The sequence below is a fragment of the Veillonella orientalis genome (genome assembly GCF_018406505.1).
In the GTDB taxonomy this organism is placed as follows: Bacteria; Bacillota; Negativicutes; order Veillonellales; family Veillonellaceae; genus Veillonella; species Veillonella nakazawae.
Window position 1 is genome coordinate 92882 of the sequence record NZ_AP022322.1, and the last position, 19637, is coordinate 112518.

General features: G+C 38.9%; 22 protein-coding genes. 19 read left to right on the plus strand and 3 right to left on the minus strand.

Annotation, left to right across the window (positions count from 1 at the left end; translation table 11 throughout):
• Positions 1–86 precede the first annotated feature (86 nt).
• The gene (locus VEIS1202513_RS00300; RefSeq protein WP_213467476.1) at positions 87–548 is read right to left on the minus strand and encodes an ArsR/SmtB family transcription factor; all 462 of its coding nucleotides are present in this window, start codon (positions 546–548) and stop codon (positions 87–89) included.
• Between the two features lie 390 nt (positions 549–938).
• Between VEIS1202513_RS00300 and VEIS1202513_RS00305 the strand changes: the two genes are divergently transcribed.
• The 18 genes from VEIS1202513_RS00305 (at position 939) to tnpA (ending at position 17435) form a co-directional block, all read left to right on the plus strand.
• Positions 939–2246: an FAD-dependent oxidoreductase gene (locus VEIS1202513_RS00305; RefSeq protein ID WP_213467477.1), complete on the plus strand. Its 1308-nt coding sequence runs from the start codon at positions 939–941 to the stop codon at positions 2244–2246.
• Positions 2243–2521: a ferredoxin family protein gene (locus VEIS1202513_RS00310; RefSeq protein WP_213467478.1), complete on the plus strand. Its 279-nt coding sequence runs from the start codon at positions 2243–2245 to the stop codon at positions 2519–2521. Before VEIS1202513_RS00305 ends, VEIS1202513_RS00310 begins: the two co-directional genes overlap by 4 nt.
• A 4-nt stretch (positions 2522–2525) precedes the next feature.
• Positions 2526–3512 (plus strand): electron transfer flavoprotein subunit beta/FixA family protein, encoded by a 987-nt coding sequence (locus VEIS1202513_RS00315; RefSeq protein WP_213467479.1) that lies wholly within the window; start codon positions 2526–2528, stop codon positions 3510–3512.
• On the plus strand, positions 3512–4513 hold the full coding sequence (locus VEIS1202513_RS00320) for an electron transfer flavoprotein subunit alpha/FixB family protein (protein ID WP_060924160.1): 1002 nt from the start codon (positions 3512–3514) through the stop codon (positions 4511–4513). The genes VEIS1202513_RS00315 and VEIS1202513_RS00320 overlap by 1 nt, the downstream gene beginning before the upstream one ends.
• A 460-nt stretch (positions 4514–4973) precedes the next feature.
• A complete protein-coding gene (locus VEIS1202513_RS00325) occupies positions 4974–5732 on the plus strand; it encodes an SDR family NAD(P)-dependent oxidoreductase (RefSeq protein ID WP_213467480.1) in 759 nt (252 codons plus the stop codon).
• 136 nt (positions 5733–5868) lie between these two features.
• Positions 5869–6471: a hypothetical protein gene (locus VEIS1202513_RS00330; RefSeq protein WP_213467481.1), complete on the plus strand. Its 603-nt coding sequence runs from the start codon at positions 5869–5871 to the stop codon at positions 6469–6471.
• Positions 6472–6517: 46 nt separating this feature from the next.
• Positions 6518–7111, plus strand: coding sequence for a hypothetical protein (locus VEIS1202513_RS00335; RefSeq protein WP_213467482.1), 594 nt, complete (start codon positions 6518–6520; stop codon positions 7109–7111).
• Positions 7112–7342: 231 nt separating this feature from the next.
• Positions 7343–8293, plus strand: a complete 951-nt coding sequence (locus VEIS1202513_RS00340) for an ABC transporter permease (protein ID WP_105094041.1) — start codon at positions 7343–7345, stop codon at positions 8291–8293.
• The gene (locus VEIS1202513_RS00345) at positions 8286–9095 is read left to right on the plus strand and encodes an ABC transporter permease (RefSeq protein WP_105094013.1); all 810 of its coding nucleotides are present in this window, start codon (positions 8286–8288) and stop codon (positions 9093–9095) included. The genes VEIS1202513_RS00340 and VEIS1202513_RS00345 overlap by 8 nt, the downstream gene beginning before the upstream one ends.
• Before the next feature lie 68 nt (positions 9096–9163).
• Positions 9164–10687, plus strand: coding sequence for an ABC transporter substrate-binding protein (locus VEIS1202513_RS00350; protein WP_213467483.1), 1524 nt, complete (start codon positions 9164–9166; stop codon positions 10685–10687).
• On the plus strand, positions 10680–11447 hold the full coding sequence (locus VEIS1202513_RS00355) for an ABC transporter ATP-binding protein (protein WP_213467484.1): 768 nt from the start codon (positions 10680–10682) through the stop codon (positions 11445–11447). The genes VEIS1202513_RS00350 and VEIS1202513_RS00355 overlap by 8 nt, the downstream gene beginning before the upstream one ends.
• Before the next feature lies 1 nt (position 11448).
• Positions 11449–12189 carry an ABC transporter ATP-binding protein gene (locus VEIS1202513_RS00360; protein WP_213467485.1) on the plus strand — a complete coding sequence of 247 codons (741 nt, stop codon included), beginning with the start codon at positions 11449–11451 and terminating at the stop codon, positions 12187–12189.
• A 193-nt stretch (positions 12190–12382) separates the two neighbouring features.
• Positions 12383–12685 carry an ArsR/SmtB family transcription factor gene (locus VEIS1202513_RS00365; protein WP_213467486.1) on the plus strand — a complete coding sequence of 101 codons (303 nt, stop codon included), beginning with the start codon at positions 12383–12385 and terminating at the stop codon, positions 12683–12685.
• 255 nt (positions 12686–12940) lie between these two features.
• Positions 12941–13687: an oxidoreductase gene (locus VEIS1202513_RS00370; RefSeq protein WP_213467487.1), complete on the plus strand. Its 747-nt coding sequence runs from the start codon at positions 12941–12943 to the stop codon at positions 13685–13687.
• A gap of 221 nt (positions 13688–13908) precedes the next feature.
• On the plus strand, positions 13909–14139 hold the full coding sequence (locus VEIS1202513_RS00375) for a hypothetical protein (protein ID WP_213467488.1): 231 nt from the start codon (positions 13909–13911) through the stop codon (positions 14137–14139).
• Between the two features lie 238 nt (positions 14140–14377).
• Complete coding sequence (locus tag VEIS1202513_RS00380) at positions 14378–16273, plus strand: AAA family ATPase (RefSeq protein ID WP_213467489.1); 1896 nt, start codon at positions 14378–14380, stop codon at positions 16271–16273.
• Positions 16274–16299: 26 nt separating this feature from the next.
• Positions 16300–16773 carry a hypothetical protein gene (locus VEIS1202513_RS00385; RefSeq protein WP_213467490.1) on the plus strand — a complete coding sequence of 158 codons (474 nt, stop codon included), beginning with the start codon at positions 16300–16302 and terminating at the stop codon, positions 16771–16773.
• Positions 16774–16970: 197 nt separating this feature from the next.
• A complete protein-coding gene (tnpA, locus tag VEIS1202513_RS00390; protein ID WP_105085059.1) occupies positions 16971–17435 on the plus strand; it encodes an IS200/IS605 family transposase in 465 nt (154 codons plus the stop codon).
• A gap of 150 nt (positions 17436–17585) precedes the next feature.
• Here tnpA and VEIS1202513_RS00395 read toward each other — a convergent pair whose 3' ends face one another.
• Together VEIS1202513_RS00395 and VEIS1202513_RS00400 are read right to left on the minus strand one after the other, a co-directional pair.
• The gene (locus tag VEIS1202513_RS00395) at positions 17586–17933 is read right to left on the minus strand and encodes a hypothetical protein (protein ID WP_213467491.1); all 348 of its coding nucleotides are present in this window, start codon (positions 17931–17933) and stop codon (positions 17586–17588) included.
• Between the two features lie 295 nt (positions 17934–18228).
• A complete protein-coding gene (locus VEIS1202513_RS00400) occupies positions 18229–18510 on the minus strand; it encodes a type II toxin-antitoxin system RelB/DinJ family antitoxin (protein ID WP_213467492.1) in 282 nt (93 codons plus the stop codon).
• A 184-nt stretch (positions 18511–18694) separates the two neighbouring features.
• On the opposite strand from VEIS1202513_RS00400, the gene VEIS1202513_RS00405 reads away from it, so the two are divergent.
• On the plus strand, positions 18695–19327 hold the full coding sequence (locus VEIS1202513_RS00405; RefSeq protein ID WP_213467493.1) for a hypothetical protein: 633 nt from the start codon (positions 18695–18697) through the stop codon (positions 19325–19327).
• Positions 19328–19637 lie beyond the last annotated feature (310 nt).

Consider the following 19637-nt stretch of genomic DNA (forward strand, 5'->3'; position numbering starts at 1 on the left):
GATGATTAAAAATCAAAAAGAGCTATAATTACATGTGTTATAGCTCTTTTTCTTTTATCCCTAAGTATAGTGAATAAGGGAGAATTTTATTTTCTGTTTTCATCATGATCGGATCCCTTAGTATTGATTTCGGCAGCGAGTTGCTCGCCAAGCGCAGAGGTTTCCTCTGTTATAGGATACGAAGTGTCTTCTAAGTTAACCGTTTTTAATAATTTATCGATACCATCCGATTGGATGGATACCTCTTTGTTATACCATTCGCCGAACTCACGAATTACTTCTTCGTTACGGCGGAAATAGGTATACTGATCAATCTTGCGAGACTCTACGAGTTTCGCATTTTCTAAGATGCTCATAAATGTAGAGATGGAAGATTGAGATACACCACAGCGCTTTTGAATACTCTTAACACTTACACTGTTAGGGAAATCGATAAGAGTTTTAGTGTGTACTTGTACACCGAATTCTTTCTCTGGGTGCTTTAGCCACAATATAATATCTAACCGATGTGGATTTGATAATGCTTTCAAGATTCTTAACGGGTCCATATGGCCTCCTCTGGTAATTCCAAAATAATGAGTGCCTAACCTTGACCGTGGTCTTGCATTATGCGGTCGTATTATACGCGTGTTGCTCCGTATAGGGTTTTTCCTACTTTTATCATACGCTACTTTCACGGTGAAAGCTAGAAAAACTTATAAATTTCACGAATTGATGAATTTTATTGCACTTAATTAAAAATCCTAGTATGCAATAGTATGAGTTTATAATGAGTATATATACATCATATAGAGTGATATATAACACATTTTCGTAAAATATAGAATATATTTATTTTTTTTGCCGATTTTTTAAAGGTGTTTTCGTTCTTCATAGAGAATATATATATACTGTATAAACTTATGTAAGTTAAGCTTTCATTTAAAGGAGCTGAGTATATGGCAATTGATCGCAATGAAACATTTGACGTTATCGTCGTTGGTGCAGGACCAGCGGGCTCTGCGGCGGCACTACGCCTCGCAGAACAGCGGGTAAAAGTACTGCTCATTGAACGTGGTACTGCACCAGGCGCTAAAAATATGATGGGTGGACGTATTTATACGCATTCTTTAGAACGTCTTGTACCGGACTTTAGAGAACGTGCACCATTGGAACGCAAAGTGACAAAAGAGCGCATTTCTATTGGTACTGGCAATGAAATGACGACTGTCGAGTATAGTTATCAAGATGGTCAACCGAATGAAGAATCCTACGTAGTATTACGTGCTAAATTCGATAAATGGCTCGCTGAAGAGGCTGAGAAAAAAGGGGCTCTTCTCGTATCCAATGTACAAGTGACAGACCTCATTACTGAAGGAGAAGGCAAAAAACAACGCGTTGTAGGCGTTCGGTGCCACGATGATGAAGTGTATGCAAAACTCGTTATCATCGCAGAAGGTTCCAATACATTACTATTGGAAAAATCTGGCATTACAGGCCCTACAGATCCAAGTACAATGGCAGTAGGTGTAAAAGAGGTATACAAACTTAAAAAAGAAGACCTCGAAAATCGCCTCATGTTATCTGGCGATGACGGTATGGCATGGCTTACTTTAGGCGATATGACCTCTGGCTTATTAGGCGGTGGTTTTATTTACACAAATAAAGATAGCCTTTCTGTAGGTATGGTTGTAGGCCTTGAAGATATTGGCAAAGCTGATCGTTCTGTAGATGATATGCTGTCAGCTTTCACAAGCCATCCAAGAATTGCACCATTATTGAAAAATGGCCAATTGAAAGAGCATAGTGCCCATCTCGTACCTGAAGGTGGCTATAAATCTATGCCTAAGTTGGGCGGTAATGGGTATATTATCGTTGGTGATGCGGCGCGTATGTGTATGAATCTTGGCTATACTATTCGTGGTATGGACCTTGCCATCGAGTCTGGCATGTGTGCAGCCGATGCAGTTAACGTAGCATTACGTGACGAAAATATGGATCGTGTAGCTAAATTATATGAACGTCAAATCAAGAACTCTTGGTTGCATAAGGATTTGAAATTGTATAAAAATATGCCTGCATTCCTTGCATCCAATCCTCGTATATTCAAGGAATATCCATCTCTCGTAAACAATGTGATGCGCGATGTATTCACTGTTAACGGTGATGGTGCAGTACCAATGATGAAAAAATTGATGGGTCGCGTTGGTGACGTTGGCCTATTTACCTTGATTCGTGATGCTTGGAAAGGGGTGCGTTCCCTATGAAATTAGAAGAGCGTTTGGGCACCAATAAATATTATGTAGATGAAACGTCTCCTCATATCCTTGTGGATGGCGCTGGTTTTAGCCACGAAGAGAAAATGAAACTCGTAAACGGCTGTCCTGCCGGTCTATATACATTACAAGAGAATGGCGATTTAGCCTTTGATTTTGCTGGTTGCTTAGAGTGCGGTACATGCCGCGTTCTTTGTGGCGAAACAATCGTAAAAACATGGAAATATCCGCGTAACGCTAAGGGCGTAGAATTTAGACAGGGGTGAGTGTATGGAGTTATTAGTATGTATCAAACAGGTTCCAGATACATCTGAGATTAAGCTGGATCCGGAAACAAATAATCTCATCCGCACAGGCTTGCCTAGCATTGTAAACCCTGACGATATGCATGCGTTAGAAGCGGCTCTTGCGGTGAAAGACCAATATGAAGGTAGTCGTGTGACCGTTCTATCCATGGGCCCTCCACAGGCTGAAGAAGCGCTTCGCCAGTGTTTATCCCTCGGTGCCGATGATGCAGTACTCGTTACAGATCGCGCGTTCGGTGGTGCCGATACATTGGCTACTAGCTATACCATTGCGTCTGCCATCCGTCATATTCAACGGACTATGAACCGTCAATTCCAAATTATCTTCTGCGGTAAGCAGGCTATCGATGGCGATACGGCACAAGTAGGTCCTCAAATTGCAGAGGAACTCGGTATGGCACAAGCAACGTATGCTTGTAAATTTGCTGTAGATACAGCGGCTCAAAAAGCAACTGTAACACGGGAGCACGAAAATGGTTACGAAATCGTAGAGGTTCCATTACCATTGCTTGTAACGGCTACAGCTGAGCTCAACGAGCCGCGCCAACCAGGCCTTTGGAGCTCTATTTATGCGAAACGTTACACTATTACTCACATTACATTGCGCGATATGCCACATATTGATGAAAGTCGTATCGGTCTTAACGGCTCTCCTACGCGGGTGCGCAAGGTATACCAACCACCTCTTCGTGGCAAGGTAGAAATGTTGCCATCCATCGAGGAAGGGGCTAAAAAGGTTCTTGAATTGGCTTATCATATTAAGCCTGAAAAATTTGCTCATCTATTGGTGCCAAATGATGTACCTGTTGATGTAGTTGAGGATAATGATGAGGGTGTAGATGTAAAAGATCCTGTGCAACGGGCTGCGTCTGTTGAAAGCGTATCCCCTAGTGAGTTTAAGGCGGTAGCTGCCGCTAAAGGTGATGAAGGTTCTAAAGGAGGTGACCGGTAATGGCCGTAACAAATTTTGATGAATATAGAGACGTCTTTGTTGTAGCCGATACCATCGATGACGTGGTACATCCGGTTACGTATGAACTAATCGGTCAAGCTCGCCGCATTGCTAAGGAATTGGGCCAGCTCGTTCAAGTTATGTTATTGGGTGAGAATGTGCAAACCGAAGCAGAGGAACTGGTAGCACATGGTGCTGATATTGTTCATGTTTTTGAAAGCCCCCTTTTGAAATACTATACAACGGATGGCTACACTAAGGTATTAACAGACTTCTTTGAAGACCATAAGCCTAATATCCTCTTAATTGGTGCCACAAACAATGGCCGTGACTTGGCACCTCGTATGTCTGGTCGTATGCAAAACGGCGTTGTTGCGGACTGCACAATCTTGACGGTAGATACGAATGAAGGCCTTGTAGAATGGACACGTCCTGCCTTGGGCGGCAATATTTTGGCGGAGATTATTTCTCCAAACCATCGTCCTCAAATGGGTTCTGTACGTCCTAACGTATTTAAAAAACCTGAACGAATCGCAGATAGCTGGGGTCGTATCCAAATTGAGCAATTCGACCTCAAGCCTGAAGATATTCGCATGAAGCGTTTAGACTTCATTCCGTTCAGTAAAGATGGCTACAATATCCAAGAAGCAGATATCATTGTAGCTGGTGGCCGTGGCATGGGTTCTAAAGAAAACTTTGATAAGCTTTACGAACTAGCCGATGCTATCGGTGGTGTTGTAGGGGCTACACGCCCACTCGTTGAAAAAGGATGGATTGAATTGCCATATCAAGTAGGTCAAACAGGTAAAACTGTAAGCCCTAAACTATACTTGGCATTCGGTATCTCCGGTGCTATCCAACACGTGAGCGGCATCTCCGGTGCTGACACAATTGTGGCTATTAACAACGATCCAAACGCAGAAATCTTCCAGCACGCTAACTATGGCATCGTGGGGGATTGCATGGAAGTGTTAAATGATATGTTGGCGCATCTGAAATAAAAGCTAGCGTATTTGAGCTCTATAAATCAAATTAAATAAAACAATAGGGATACCTATCCTCAGCCTTCATGGGTACGCGTAGCGCCCAAGGCGGCTTCGAATAGGTATCCCTATTTGCTTTCTAACTGTAGTAGAGCTCAAATATTTTGTCTTACATACAGATGCGCCAGCATATTATTCTAGGAAATAGTAGAAGGCTCTAAAGCGAGCTAAGTCGTTTTCAGAAAGGGTATCCTCTTTTTATTATCATATTCATAAATCTATAAGCCACTTTATGTATTCTTTTAAATCCTATCTGCGCCGACATATCATTTAGGGGAAAAGGAGAGAATGCTACGCGGAGGGCTCCAATGTATACACTATTTTTATCGTTTATAGGTGGTAGGGTAGCGTTTTTTGATTTTTATAATGGTATAATTAACTTATTAGAATAGAACGGATTGATGATGAGGAGGCTTTTATGGCTCGTAATATTTTTGTCACTGGTGCAACGTCTGGTATCGGTCTTTGTATTGCTGAGGCTTATGCCAAGTATGGCGATAATGTGTTGATTTCTGGTCGTCGTGCTGAGTTATTGGACGAGGTACAGGCTCGTTTGTCTAAGGAATATGGCGTGCGTGTTGAGACTTTAGTTCTTGATGTGCGTAGTCGCGAGGATGTTGAAAGCAAGGTTCCTGCTGCTATCGAGGCTTTTGGTGGCGTCGATGTGCTCGTTAATAATGCGGGGCTTGCACAAGGGCTTGATCCCTTCCAAGATAGTGCTGTTGATGATGCGGTGACTATGATTGATACCAATGTGAAAGGTCTTTTATATGTAACAAAAGCAGTACTACCTTTTATGATTGATAAAAATGAAGGTCATATTGTAAATATGGGTTCTACGGCAGGCATTTATGCATATCCTAATGGCGCAGTATACTGCGCTACAAAGGCAGCGGTAAAGACATTAAGCGATGGCATTCGCATGGATACCATAGCTACAGATATTAAGGTTACCACCATTCAACCAGGCATCGTCGAAACTCCATTTAGTGAAGTACGATTCCACGGTGATGCGGAACGAGCTAAATCTGTGTACGCTGGTATTGATGCAATCCAACCAGAGGATGTGGCTGATGTTGTATTGTATGTAACGAACCAACCTAAACGCTTACAAATCTCTGATGTAACCATCATGGCGAACCAACAAGCGGCAGGCTTTATGGTACATAAGAAATAATAGGCTAAATACTAAGCTTGTTAAAATGATATAGGTAGCATTTATTACTTGAAATCCTATATCATTTAGGATATACTTATTAAGCGTATTTTAATAAATATAATTTTACAAAATGTATTTTGTGGAGTATATTATTATGACCTCACTACTAAAGAAATCTTTGTTGATGGCTTTAGCTTGCGTCTGTGTAGGTTCTTATGGAGTTGTTGCGGCTCAAGGTGCTACGGATGCACAAACTAAAACTTCTGGCCCCCTAGAAATGTCTGTTGAAGCAGCTGTTCCTGGCGTTGTTATGCCAAGTCCTGTACATGTGTTTACCACTGTAGAAGCAGCGTCTGAATATATAGGGTTTAGACCTCAAATGCCAAAGCTGTTGCCAGTAGGATTTAATATTCAATCTGTCATTACTTTAGAGAAAGTCATTTTGCAGGTTGTGTACGTGTATGAACCCGGTATAGATCCGTACGTAAATAAGGCCGGTGGTGCTCTTATTTTTTATCGTACATCTACTACATTAAAAGGTGATATCAGCGATGACCATAAGATTCATAAGGTGATAGAAACTGAAAGTGTAGACGGTACAAAGGTTACTTTCAAAGGGAGTGACAAAATGGTCTATCTTGCATCGTGGATGAAAGATGGACAAAATCACTCTTTAGGATTTCAGCGCCCCGTTACACGAGATATGGCGAAGGCTATTATCCGTAATATTGTTGAGGAAAAATCACATACAAAATAAATGTGTTTTTAATAATTTTTATGTTACGCGAAGGGAGATTATACCCATGGTCAAAAAATTTGTATTACTAGCAGTTGCGTGTGCGTGTGTAGGTTCTTATACTGTTGCTGGTGCACAAGGAACTTTTGATGTGCCACCTGATCCAGCTAAACCTATGGCAGTAGAACAGGAAGCGCCTATGGTTGGCATGCCAAGTCCTATGCATGAGTTCAGCACTATTGATGAAGCCGCTAAATATATGAATATTACACCTCAATTGCCAAAGGTATTGCCTGTGGGCTATAATATTGAGTCTGTAAGCACAATCAATAAAGATGTATTGCAAGTTGTGTATGTTTACCAAGCTGGTGAAGATGCGACTCGCAACCAAGCAGCAGGCAAACGCATCATTTATCGCGTAGCTAATACAACAGGTGATATCAGTGGTGATCATAACAATTATCGTGTCACAGCTACAGAAAAAGTAAACGGTACAAAGGTTACTTTCAAAGGTGGCGAAAAAATGGTATACCTCGCAGGTTGGACGAAAGATGGTCAAACACATGCGATGTACTTTGAGCGCCCTGTAACTCGTGATATGGCAAAAGCGATTATTGCTAACACTGTTGCACCTACAGCACATGCAGCATATACAAAATAATATAACAGTCCAGCCTAGTGGGATAGGCATGCGAGCTGTGGTGAAGCACTCGCATGGACACTGTAAGGGTTATATAAGAAGCGGCCCCTCTCATGAGGGGCCGTTTTAGTATATATGCTAAAATTTCATAATGAGAATCATTCTAACATACCTATATGGGTATATCTAAAAATTAGAATCATTGTTAAAATTAAATATAGTTGTTTTTTGATAAAGAAGGCAGGTGATGTATTGTATCGATTAATACTACAGCGTTTGGCAAGTATTGTAGGTATTTTATTGGTTGTTACCATCGGTACATTTGTATTGATAAAATTATCTCCTATTGATCCCGTGTCGATGAAGTTTAATCTTCTAGGAGCTACACCAGATCCAGTTGTAGTTGCACAGATACGAGAGCAGTTGGGGCTCAATGATCCTTGGTGGCAGCAATACTTACGTTGGTTAGGTCAAATTGTACAAGGGGACTTTGGTGAGTCCATTCTGTACGCTTTACCAGTAGCGACCATTCTTGGTGGCGCCTTGCCTAATACCTTAGGGCTCGTATCCTTATCTCTTGTTATAGGGATAGTGGTGACCATACCGCTCGGTATGCTATCTGCAAAGTATCAAGACTCATGGATTGATCATGGGGTTCGTCTCGTTACATTCTTAGCGTTAGCAATCCCTGGGTTCTGGGTCGGTTTATTATTACTGTACTTATTCGGTGTTAAATTGCAGTTAGTGTCGGTAACGAATACCACTGGCTTTTCTGCCTATGTTCTGCCCGCGGTAACCCTTGCTTTATGGATATGTGGTCTCTACATTCGTCGATTGCGCAATGCTATTTTAGAAGTGTCGCGACAGCCCTTTGTACAGGGGGCGCGAGCATTAGGCTTGCCAGAATGGATGGTCTACACCCGTTACATATTCCCTCATGTAGGACTTATGTTGTTGCCTATGATGGGGGTAACGATGGGCGCTATGCTAGGTGGATCTGCCGTTATTGAAACGGTATTCGCAATAAAAGGTATTGGTTACATGATGGTGCAAGGTATTATGGCTCGTGATTATGTATTGATGCAAGGCTACATTATTTGGATTACTATGGTGTTCATCGTGATTAATATTATCATTGATGTATTGAGTGTTTGGCTGAATCCGAAGCGAAGAGCCGCTATAAAAGGAGGCTCCTATGAGTAGACGAAAGCCTTATACTTTATATGTAATGTTGGTATTATCCGCTTTGTGGATTGTATTTTTCCTGTGTGCTCCGTATATAGCACCCTTTGATCCTGAAACGACGAGTGTTGCGGACCGCTTACAAGACATTAGTAGTACCCATCTATTAGGGACTGACCAACTCGGTCGTGATGTGTGGTCTCGTATTCTCTACGGTGGTAAAGCCTCTTTAGGGATTGCTTTCACCATCATTGGCATTAGTGGGGCCATCGGTATCGCTATTGGTGGATTAGCAGGATTCTCTACACCTCACGTTGACCGTTGGTTATCTCGTTTAATCGATTTAGTACTTGGCTTCCCGAACATGGTGATTGCCATTGCTTTCATTGGTATCATGGGACCGAGCATTACGAATGTCATCATTTCCTTGTGCATTACGAAATGGGCGGAATATGCCCGTATCACGAGAGGCCTCGTACAGATTGAACGCCACGCGGAGTATATTACCTTTGCTCGCATGTCGGGCGCTTCAAACCTACGAATCCTATGGCGCTATATTCTGCCGAATGTACTGCCACCATTGGTAATCGTCATTATACAACATCTAGGGGATGCTATCATCTTGGTAGCTAGCTTCTCACTCATCGGCATCGGCGTTCAACCGCCAGATCCGGAGTGGGGTGCTATCTTGTTAAGTTCCCGAGATTTCCTACAAACGGCGCCGTGGCTGTTGATTTACCCAGGGCTCGCCATTTTCATTACTGTTGTTTTATTTAACTATATTGGCGATGCGTTGCGCGATGCCCTCGATGTATCTCGTTAACCGTGCTGTGTATAGATTTTTATGGTGAAAGCCTCTTTCACAGAGGCGATGTTCAAAAAGGAGAAGTTATGAAACGTTGGTTATTAGCATGTCTCACAATGCTGTGCATGGTGGCTCTCTTGGTTGGTTGCGGTAGCGATACTGCTAAAGACGGCAAACAAGGGAAGCATATGAATGTTGGTTTGTATTGGTTTGGTGAAACATTAGATCCAACTCACGAATGGGATGCATGGACATTGACTCGTATCGGTGCAGGTGAAAACTTAGCCGTTGTAACACCGGATATGAAATTTGCCCCACAATTGGCAGATTCTTGGGAAAATGTGGACCCTACAACATGGAAATTCCACATCCGTGAAAACGTTAAATTCCACAATGGTACACCGATGACACCTCAAAAGGTAAAAGAGTCCATCGAGTATACGATGAAACAAAGTGCTCGTTCCGCTAAAGCAGTTAAAATCGAGTCCATCACAGTAGATGGTCAAAACTTGATCATTAAAACTACAGAGCCTAATGGTTCCTTGTTATCTAGCTTGACTGAACCTGCTTTCGTTATCATGGATACTGCAGATCTTAAAGACGTAGCGTCTAAACCAGTTCTTACAGGCCCTTACAAAATCACTAATTTCAAAAAAGGTGAAACAATTGAACTCGTTGCCTTCGCAGATTACTGGGGCGGCAAACCAGCTCTTGATTCTGTAACTGTAAAAGACATCGAAGACAACAATAAACGCGCTATGGCGTTACAATCTAAAGACGTAGACGTGATTCAAAAAGTGGACTCTGCTAACCGCAGCTTGTTCAAAGACGGTTTCAATATTCAAGATATCGCAGGTGTTCGTGTGCTTATGTTGAAAGCAAATCATACAGAAGCATCTCCATTGCATGATAAAGCTGTACGTAATGCGATTGCTCATATCATTAACTATGACTCTATGGCAAAAATTGTTGGTAATGGCTCTACACCAGGTGGGGCACCATTCCCTCCATCTGCAAACTTGGGCTTTGATGCGATTGCTAATAAACCGATGACAGACCTAGCAAAAGCCGATCAAATCTTGACTCAAGCTGGCTATGCTAAGAACGCAAACGGCATGTACGCAAAAGACGGTAAAGACTTAGCGATTACTCTTGCTGTTTGGGGTAAAGACACAAGTTTATACGAAGAAATTCAACAAGAGTTGAAAAAAGCTGGTATCGCAGTAACTCTTAAAAAATTACAAAGTCCTGATGAAGTAGATACACTTGGTACAGATGGCTTTGATTTGGTAGAACGTAATGTTATTACTATGTCTACAAATGATCCTTATTGGTTCCTCAGCTTATTCTACAAAACTGGTGCTAAAGCAAACGTTGGTGGCTACTCTAACCCTCAAGTAGACGCGTTAATCGACCAATTGTCCGTAACATTTGATCAAAACGAACGCTCTAATATTGCTAAACAAGCACAACAAATCTTAGTTGATGACGTAGCAGATATCTACTTGTTATACCCAAGTGCAACAGTTGTATCTACTACAAAAGTTAAAAATGTACCAGTACATCCAATCGATTACTACTTATTAACAAAGGATTCTACTATTGAATAAATCTGATTGTATCGTATTTGATGATGTATCGATTTCATATGGTTCGGAGCAAGCGGTACGGAATGTATCCTTCTCCGTACCTACTGGTGAGGTCTTTGCTATCGTTGGTGAAAGTGGCTCTGGTAAATCTACGTTAGTTCGTGCCGCCTTTGGCATGTTGAAACAAGCTAACATTAGCGGCCAAATTTTGCTAAATGGCACTGATGTTTCCACCTTAAGTGATGGTGATTGGCGGCAATTGCGGGGCACGAAGATTTCCATGATCTTTCAAAATCCTAGCGCCTACTTAAATCCAAATCGCACCGTAGAAAATCACTTCAAGGATTTGTTCCGTGCTCATGGTGAAAGCTATGATGCAAGTCGCGTTATAGATATGCTTAATCTTGTTCACTTAACCGATGGAGAACGTATCTTGCAGTCCTATCCGTTTCAGTTGAGCGGTGGTATGCAACAACGGTTAGCAATAGCCTTAAGCCTCATCTTAAAGCCTGGCATCGTGTTTGCTGACGAACCGACTAGTGCCTTAGACATGCTAATACAAGCTTCCGTACTAGACCTTATGAAAGAGGTTACGCAGGCTCTTGGGGCAACAGTAATCATCGTAACTCATAACATCAAGGCGGCTGCTCGTATTGCCAATAGCATTGGAGTTATGAATAAGGGGCAACTCGTTGAAGTGGGATCATCCGAAGAGGTCATGGCCCATCCAAAGGATGAGTATACTCGTATCTTGTTAGATTCCGTAACGAAAGTGGTGTAGTATGATTCAACTCGAGAATATATGTAAACAATATACGAACCACCATCATACGGTCCATGCCGTTGATAACGTATCCTTTTCCGTGGCTCCCAATGAACGCGTAGGTATTGCAGGTGGCAGTGGTTCTGGTAAAAGTACTCTCCTTAGACTGATTGCTATGTTAGAAAAACCTACCTCTGGGAGTCTGCGACTCTTTGGTGAAGACGTAACATCCATTCAAAACCATACAGAAATATATCGTTCTATGCAGATGATGTTCCAAAATCCCTTGGCGGTGATTCCTCCAAGGATGAACTTAGAAGCATTTCTTTTAGAGCCGTATATTAACTATGGTCTTATGGATATAGCGGCAGCAAAGGACGATATCCGTAAATGGATACAACGGGTCGACTTACCGGAAAATACGGTTCATAAATACCCGCACGAAGTCAGCGGTGGTCAACTACAACGTGTTGTATTGGCACGGATCATGCTGATGAATCCTAAATTAGTACTCTTTGATGAACCTACATCGGCCCTTGATGCGGTGAATCAAAAGTTGGTGCTAGACCTCCTACAAAAACTATATACGGAACAACCCTTCGGCTACGTATTTGTCAGCCATGACATCGGACTATTACAAGCTGTAACAGACCGAATCATCGTCATGAAAGACGGACAAATCGTGGAAACCATCGAATCAAAACGACTCAAAGAAGCGGTACATCCATATACACAAGCACTTGTGGAAGCGAGTGAGTAAAAAGAAAGAGCCCCTGTTTGAACAGGGGCCTTTTGCTATATATTTATTATTTAAGTACGTAAGTGTTGGTAAAGCAATTGCAATAACTTATATAAGAAGTCAAAGTTAATTTGAAACATATAGGTTTTGTAGAAAGCATAACAGATTGACATATCGCGAAATTACGATATAATCATTTTAGAGGTGACTAAAGATGAATCAATTAGAGGTCTTTAAAGCACTTGCTAATGAATCACGTCTACAGATTCTATTTTGGTTAAAAGAGCCAAAGCGTTACTTTACGCATCAAGAACCGGTAGACATGGTGGAAGTCGGCGTCTGTGTAGGTCAAATCCAGCTCAAATTAGGTGTTACCCAATCGACGGCATCGCAATATTTGTCTGTATTGCAAAAGGCAGATTTGGTGATTGCTACACGAATTGGCAAATGGACCTATTACCGTCGCAACGAGAAAACCATTGCAGAGTTAGCAAAGTTGGTAGAAACTAAATTATAAAAGAGCATGAATATATAACACATAAGTATGTGTCACAGAATTACTAGTGAAATGATTGTATTGGTAATATTAGTATATTGATAACACCAGTATATTGATACGATGTGTACTATCTTGTGAGCATGATTATATAGGATTGCTTTTTTATTCACTTAACATATCGGTAATTCGCAATATGTAAATGTGATATTACTTTTCAGTCATCAGCCAAATTATTTAATATAGTACCTATAAAAGTAGGAGAAAGAGGCTATAATGGCACAACATAACTTAACAGATACAATTACATTCCGTCGTGGATTGACGATTCCTAACCGCATTGCCTTGGCTCCCATGCAAAGTCAATCTTCTTTAGAGGGTGGCTATGCAAGTAATGATACGATCCGTTATTACAATCATCGTTCTAAGGCAGCAGGCCTATTGATTACTGAGTTTCATTATGTTAGTGAAAATGGTGGCCCAGCGTACATGCCTGGCTATCCATCCCAAATGGGCATTTACTCTGATGTTCACTTAGAAGGGTCTAAGAAAATTGCACAAGCTTTAAAGAAAGACGGCAATAAAGCGGTTATGCAGATTCATCACGGTGGTCGCATGGCGATTGGTCGCTATATTAATCATCAAGATGTAGTAGCCCCTAGCGACTTACACCGCAAGTTCCCTGTTCGTGCTCTTACTGAAAGTGAAATTGAAGAGATCATTGCAGATTTTGGTCGCGCTACAAAACGAGCTATCGAAGCTGGCTTCGATGGCGTAGAGATTCATGGTGCTAACCACTATTTATTGCAACAATTCTTCTCTGTATTAACAAACCACCGTACAGATAAATGGGGCGGCTCTTTAGAAAATCGTATGAGATTCCCATTAGCCGTTGTGCGTGAAGTAAAACGCGTAGTAGAAGAAGCTGGCGCACAAAACTTCATCATTGGCTACCGTTTGAGCCCAGAAGAAATCCACGGACAGATATTGGTTATACTTATAAAGAATCCCTTCAACTCGTAGAGGCTATTGTAAAAGAAGAGTTAGACTACATCCACTTATCCTTATGGGGTGGCTATGATTCTAAACCAGAAGGCGCAGATCAATCCTTTGGCTCTTTATTTAAAGCAGCCCTCGATGATGAAACAAAGCTTATTATTGTAGGCGATGTCTTCAGCGAAGAATCAGCTCGTGATGCCGTAGAAAACTATACTGACATCATCGCAGTAGGCCGTGGCACTTTGGTGGATCCTGAATTTGGTCATAAAATCATGAACGGTAAAGGCGATACCATCGTTCACGAAGTAACTCCAGAACATGTTCCAAACATGCACCTAACACCAGGCCTATTTGAAGCCTTCACACGCACTGACTCCTTGGGTTTGCCGCCATTACCTGGTGCAGAATCCATCTATGACCAACATAGAGGCACATATGATAACCATCCACTGGCAATTCCATATGCGGAACAATAAAAAGCAAACACCAACTAAATTAGTAAATAACTTCGTAAATGAACTCGTAAAAATACAGATTATTAAGTAAAATTTTTAGTTAAATAATTGAATCACAATACCTTAAAACTATACACTCATATACGACTTGTGAAAGCAAGTTTGTAAAATAAGAGGCTGTAGCAGAATGCAATAATAACGAATTCTGCTACAGCCTCTTTGCTTATTATATTTTGTTTATTACTTTTATAAATTAATTATGCTTATATATGCAGCGGTTCAGCCACAAATTGATAAAATAAAAAAAGAAATTGATGATATAAATGCTGAATTTAATGAGACTGAAATAAACACTTTAGGTAATCGGTGGAAGAACTCTTATGATCAATATAAGCAGGCAAATGATACTTTAGAAAAGTTATATAAAGATGGAGCAAAATTTTTAAAAGACAATTATTCTGATATAGTAGGACCTAGTTACAACAAAAGCAATTATAAGATTGATAAGGAGCAGGCATGTTTACTGGATGATTCTTCAGTAGAATTAAATAAAAGTATACTTAGTAAGACTAATTTAAATGAGATTAGAGAAATACCTAGCCCAGTTTATGATATAAAATCATTTATGCAAAGTTTAAGTAGCCTTTTAAAAGAAAGTGCTGTAAAAAGTGGCGTTATAAGCTTTTCGAATAATAAGGAACGGGAATGGATTTCTGAAGGTGTTCGAATTCATAATTTATCAGAATCATGTACATGTTTATTTTGTGGTAGTAGTATAGAACCTAGACGGTTGGAGGCGTTACAAAGTTTAATCTCAAACAAAGCAGTTGAGATTCAAAATAGAGTTGTCAAATTAAAAGAGATGATAGAAAACAAATATGTTGTTTATTTAAGTGATTTAAAGACTAATAATATAGAAGAAGACCTTTTGCCAACATTAAAATCAGAATATAACTCTGCCAGATTAAAGCTTTTAGATCTAATTGCTATACATGATAAATATTTCGATGATATTCTTAATATTCTAGATAAAAAAGATGCATACTCTAGTATGGAAATGCCTTTAATAGAGGAACCATTAGAATTAACCAGCAAAATTATTGAGATCAATAAAATTATTGTAAAGCATAATAAAGAGAAGACCTCTCTTTATATCAAACAAAAAGAGGCTAAAAATAAGCTAAAGTTCAATTATATTGCTGAATATAATCAAAAATATAATTATGAATGCTTAGAAAGTGATTATAGTCAAAAAAAGAACATATATAATGAATTAGAAGGTAAAAAACAAGAAAAATACAAAGCACTTAAAGAAAAACAAGAGAAATTGGTAGAGTTAAGAGCCAAGATTATTGATGAATCTACTGCAATGGAGTTTATCAATAATCAATTAGTGATCTTGGGGCATAATTCTTTTAGTTTAAAGCAAGTAGGAGAAGATCGAACCTATAAGCTTTATGATAGTAATGGAAATCAGCGAGATATTAAATCTTTAAGTACTGGTGAAAAAAATATCATGGCCTTTTTGTGGTTTGTTCAAGATTTATCAAATATCACTAAAGGTGCGGATAAAGATAAAGTTATTGTTTTAGATGATCCTATGAGTAGTAATGATGATTTTGCGCAGTATTTCATAATTATGTTGATACAGGATTTATTAAAACAAGCTGAGAATAAGAAATATCAGATATTTATTTTAACGCACAATATACATTTTTATTTGAATTGTAGATATAGATGGTGGAAAGGATGTACAAAAGCTGAATATGATAAATGTACAATTCATTTGAGGAAGTATGATACCAAAACAAAGCCCATATATATTTATAAGGAAAAAGATGATTTAACTAATAGTTATGATGCTTTATGGGCTGAATTAAAATGGTTATATGATCAAGATAAGCCCGAGTATATGGCGAATCCATTAAGATGTATTATTGAGACATTTAGTAATTTTAATAATTTAAGTGATATATATAGTAACCATAAGGAATTAGAAAAATTACTAAATGTTAACTCTCATGGAATTGATGATTTTAATATGGATATCAATGGAAAAACACGAGAGGACCTTATGAATTTAGTTAGGGCTCTTTTTGAGTCACATAATGCAATTTCGCATTTTAATGGTTATTGGCAGGATATGGAAGCATGATAACATAAATTAAGGTGATAAGAATTATGATAGATGAGCATATTTGGAATAATTTAAAATTGGGGCTAGATATTTTATATGAAAAGGATCAATATCTAATAAATAATGAAGTGAATCAATATGTTAGTGAAAGATCTATTACTCATAAATTAGGGTGTTATTTATCAGGTTTAATTAATGAATATGATGTTGATTGTGAATTTAATAGAGATTTAGATGCTGTTAAGAAAATGGGCGATGATAAGATTATTCCTGATATTATTATTCATAAGCGAGGGAGTAATGACGATAATTATATTGTTATTGAAGTAAAACCTTGGTGGAATGATAAGAGAGAGGATTTTATAAACGATGAGAATAAACTAAAATACTTGACCAATTATAACAATCAGTATAGATATAAGTATGGTTTAAGTTTAATCATTAATAAGTATAGAGAAGATAGCAAAGTAAAAATATTTATTGATGGTAAAACTGATGATATTTATCATAAAATATAAAGACAATGACTATAATGTAAAAAGTAGCTCCTTATATAAGGAGCTACTTTCATTTTTGTACGCCGAATAGGCATGACTAAACCCCCAGTTAAACTGGGGGTCGGTAAAAATTCTTAGAGAAAAGGAAAGAACCTCCTAGTGATAAAATGAAGTTGGTCTGGCAACCACAACATTTTAATATAGGAGGTTCAATGTCAATGAATGACGTAAAAAGCTTATCACATAGTAAATGGAGATGTAAATATCATATTGTTTTTGCTCCAAAGTATAGAAGGCAAATAATTTATGGTCGGATAAAAGCTGATGTAGGTAAAATTTTAAGAGATCTATGTAAGAGAAAAAATGTAGAGATAATAGAAGCGGAATGCTGCCCAGATCATATTCATATGGTAGTAACAATACCACCACATTTAAGCATATCGAGTTTTATGGGATATTTAAAAAGTAAAAGTAGCCTCATGATATTCGATAAACACGCAAATTTAAAATATAAGTATGGAAATAGACATTTCTGGTGTAGAGGATATTATGTGGATACGGTAGGACGATATGAAGGAGCGATAAAAGAGTATATTCGCAATCAATTACAAGAAGATATAGCGCAAGATACATTAAACTTTAAAGAGTATACTGACCCGTTTACGGGTGAGCCAGTAAAATAGGCATAATAAAAGCCCCCGAGTAGGGGGCAGCCAGTGGTAATAGAGTGGTTGTCAGATCATTCAATGCCCTCTTTAGAGGGCCACCACTAGAGAAAGACCCTTATAGGGTCAGAGCAAACCACCCGTTCTACGGGTGGTTATGATTATTGATTATTCAATTTCCGCTTTCAAATCGATAATATTTTTTGCGGCTACGCAGCCAGGGCAGTCACAGAATTCTGCACCTTCTGCTTTGATGTCTTTAGCGTGCTGTAATAGGTTAGCAGCACCTTCTTCGCCGAGGATTTGTATAGCGAGTTCAGAACCTGCAAAGCCGATAGTTTCGTCGATAAGTGCAATGTTTTGCTCTGCTACGGATACGAGTTGCTTTGTAAGCTCTGCTTGTTTTTCTGTGCCTTCTGCATCGAGCCAAGATTGAGCAAATTCTTTTACTTTAGGATTGCTTTGTGGTGCATCTAATAATGCTTTTACGAGTTGCGTTAATTGTGTATGTGTCATGATTATTTCCTCCATATAAGTACTAACTATAGTTTTGGAATAGTGCATTTAGTATCATATGAGCACCTGTTCCTTTTGATGATTTCATTATAACATCTACAATTATTTTGAATAGTAGAATGATTTACGATAGATACTATTAAATGTGATAGATTTATGATAATAGCTGGTTTAATTTTTGGGGGCATAAAAAAGAGGAATGCTTTCACATTCCTCTTTAGCTTAGTTAGAATAAATCTGAGTGCTTTAGGTCCTTTTTGAACTTACTGCTAAGCACTAATCTCAACATAAGCGATTACTCCAATCCTAAATCCTCAATCATTTCCTTTACATTAGCATATGATTTTGCTTTTACTTTTCCTGCTAATATATCTTTCGTTTCTTGAATAGCAGCTTCTGTTTCTGCATTATAACGAGGTTGTTTAGGTTGAAATGGAAATCCACCTTCCATTAGTGATGTGTGGAGAAAAATATTAATCGCATCAGTTACGGATATGCCAAAGCTAGCATATAGTGCTTCTAATTGTGCTTTTACAGCTGGCTCGATACGCAAACTGATAGAGGCCGTTTTAACCATAGTATCACCTCCTGTTACTTATAATGTAATGCTTATGCTTTAAATTAGCAATCATTTGATTACGATTTGGAAGCAAAATGCTTTTCTTTTTCTGGAGGAAAAATCCTTACAAATATAAGAGTATTAGGATTTTAGGTGATATAATTAACTTACTATATGTAGTTTGTTTACAGGGGATTGTATCATGAAAAAGGTTGTATGCGCGTTAGCTATGATAGCTTTCATAGGTTCTATCAATATTGTGTCTGCAGATGACTTGATGCGGTTTCGTCTTAATGGTAATTCTATTTATGACCAGCCCTATGGTGACAGAAATGAGTTTCCATGTCCTGACAGACTTGGTAGTTGTACTATTACTGATAGTGATTATAAAAGTACTCGTAAAGGTCAATCGCTAGAGGTGTTTGATACTGTATATGAGGCTAAGCAACATTTGAACTTTAAACCGCAGTTGCCAAGTGGATTAGAGGGGTTACGTCCTGTACATGTATCCGTTGTGGATTACGATGTATTACAAGTCGTGTATGCTTATCATGAGCTTTTAAAAGGTAAGTATTTCGACAGAGTCGATGATATGCCGAAATATATTAAGTATCGTGTATCGATTCTATCAGGTAATATCGCAGGCGATTATAAGGATTACTTACCTCAGCAAACAGATGTTGTAAATGGGATGACGGTAACCTATCGAATGGTGGATGACGACGTTTATTTAGCATCTTGGGAACATGAGGGGCAAAACCATGTGTTCTTATTTAATGAACCAGTTTCTGTTGAGCGAATTAGAGAATTGATTAACAGTATAAGCATAAATTGAGTTATTTATCGTACTATCTTTTTAAGTAAGATTAGCTTATAATATACATATAAAGAGAGCCCATTAACGTGACTAGGGCGTTAGGCTCATCTAAAACTGAACAAAATTATGATGGCGCCTAACGTGTTAGAGGACTGCACTCCTCTATACGTTAGGCGTTTATCGTTGTACTACTTAACTAGTGCAATGATAGTGACTACTGATAACAGAACTATGATGATTACAGAGGTAACATATGAACGAAAAATAGCAGGATGGTAGCCCTGCTATTTTTATTGAAAAACTATTTTAAGTGTAGTATATTATAGAT

Coding starts and splice junctions, on each gene's coding strand:
- VEIS1202513_RS00300 (WP_213467476.1), bottom strand. CDS start 548: ATGGACCCGTTAAGAATCTTGAAAGCATTATCAAATCCACATCGGTTA.
- VEIS1202513_RS00305 (WP_213467477.1), top strand. CDS start 939: ATGGCAATTGATCGCAATGAAACATTTGACGTTATCGTCGTTGGTGCA.
- VEIS1202513_RS00310 (WP_213467478.1), top strand. CDS start 2,243: ATGAAATTAGAAGAGCGTTTGGGCACCAATAAATATTATGTAGATGAA.
- VEIS1202513_RS00315 (WP_213467479.1), top strand. CDS start 2,526: ATGGAGTTATTAGTATGTATCAAACAGGTTCCAGATACATCTGAGATT.
- VEIS1202513_RS00320 (WP_060924160.1), top strand. CDS start 3,512: ATGGCCGTAACAAATTTTGATGAATATAGAGACGTCTTTGTTGTAGCC.
- VEIS1202513_RS00325 (WP_213467480.1), top strand. CDS start 4,974: ATGGCTCGTAATATTTTTGTCACTGGTGCAACGTCTGGTATCGGTCTT.
- VEIS1202513_RS00330 (WP_213467481.1), top strand. CDS start 5,869: ATGACCTCACTACTAAAGAAATCTTTGTTGATGGCTTTAGCTTGCGTC.
- VEIS1202513_RS00335 (WP_213467482.1), top strand. CDS start 6,518: ATGGTCAAAAAATTTGTATTACTAGCAGTTGCGTGTGCGTGTGTAGGT.
- VEIS1202513_RS00345 (WP_105094013.1), top strand. CDS start 8,286: ATGAGTAGACGAAAGCCTTATACTTTATATGTAATGTTGGTATTATCC.
- VEIS1202513_RS00350 (WP_213467483.1), top strand. CDS start 9,164: ATGAAACGTTGGTTATTAGCATGTCTCACAATGCTGTGCATGGTGGCT.
- VEIS1202513_RS00360 (WP_213467485.1), top strand. CDS start 11,449: ATGATTCAACTCGAGAATATATGTAAACAATATACGAACCACCATCAT.
- VEIS1202513_RS00365 (WP_213467486.1), top strand. CDS start 12,383: ATGAATCAATTAGAGGTCTTTAAAGCACTTGCTAATGAATCACGTCTA.
- VEIS1202513_RS00370 (WP_213467487.1), top strand. CDS start 12,941: ATGGCACAACATAACTTAACAGATACAATTACATTCCGTCGTGGATTG.
- VEIS1202513_RS00380 (WP_213467489.1), top strand. CDS start 14,378: ATGCTTATATATGCAGCGGTTCAGCCACAAATTGATAAAATAAAAAAA.
- VEIS1202513_RS00385 (WP_213467490.1), top strand. CDS start 16,300: ATGATAGATGAGCATATTTGGAATAATTTAAAATTGGGGCTAGATATT.
- tnpA (WP_105085059.1), top strand. CDS start 16,971: ATGAATGACGTAAAAAGCTTATCACATAGTAAATGGAGATGTAAATAT.
- VEIS1202513_RS00395 (WP_213467491.1), bottom strand. CDS start 17,933: ATGACACATACACAATTAACGCAACTCGTAAAAGCATTATTAGATGCA.
- VEIS1202513_RS00400 (WP_213467492.1), bottom strand. CDS start 18,510: ATGGTTAAAACGGCCTCTATCAGTTTGCGTATCGAGCCAGCTGTAAAA.
- VEIS1202513_RS00405 (WP_213467493.1), top strand. CDS start 18,695: ATGAAAAAGGTTGTATGCGCGTTAGCTATGATAGCTTTCATAGGTTCT.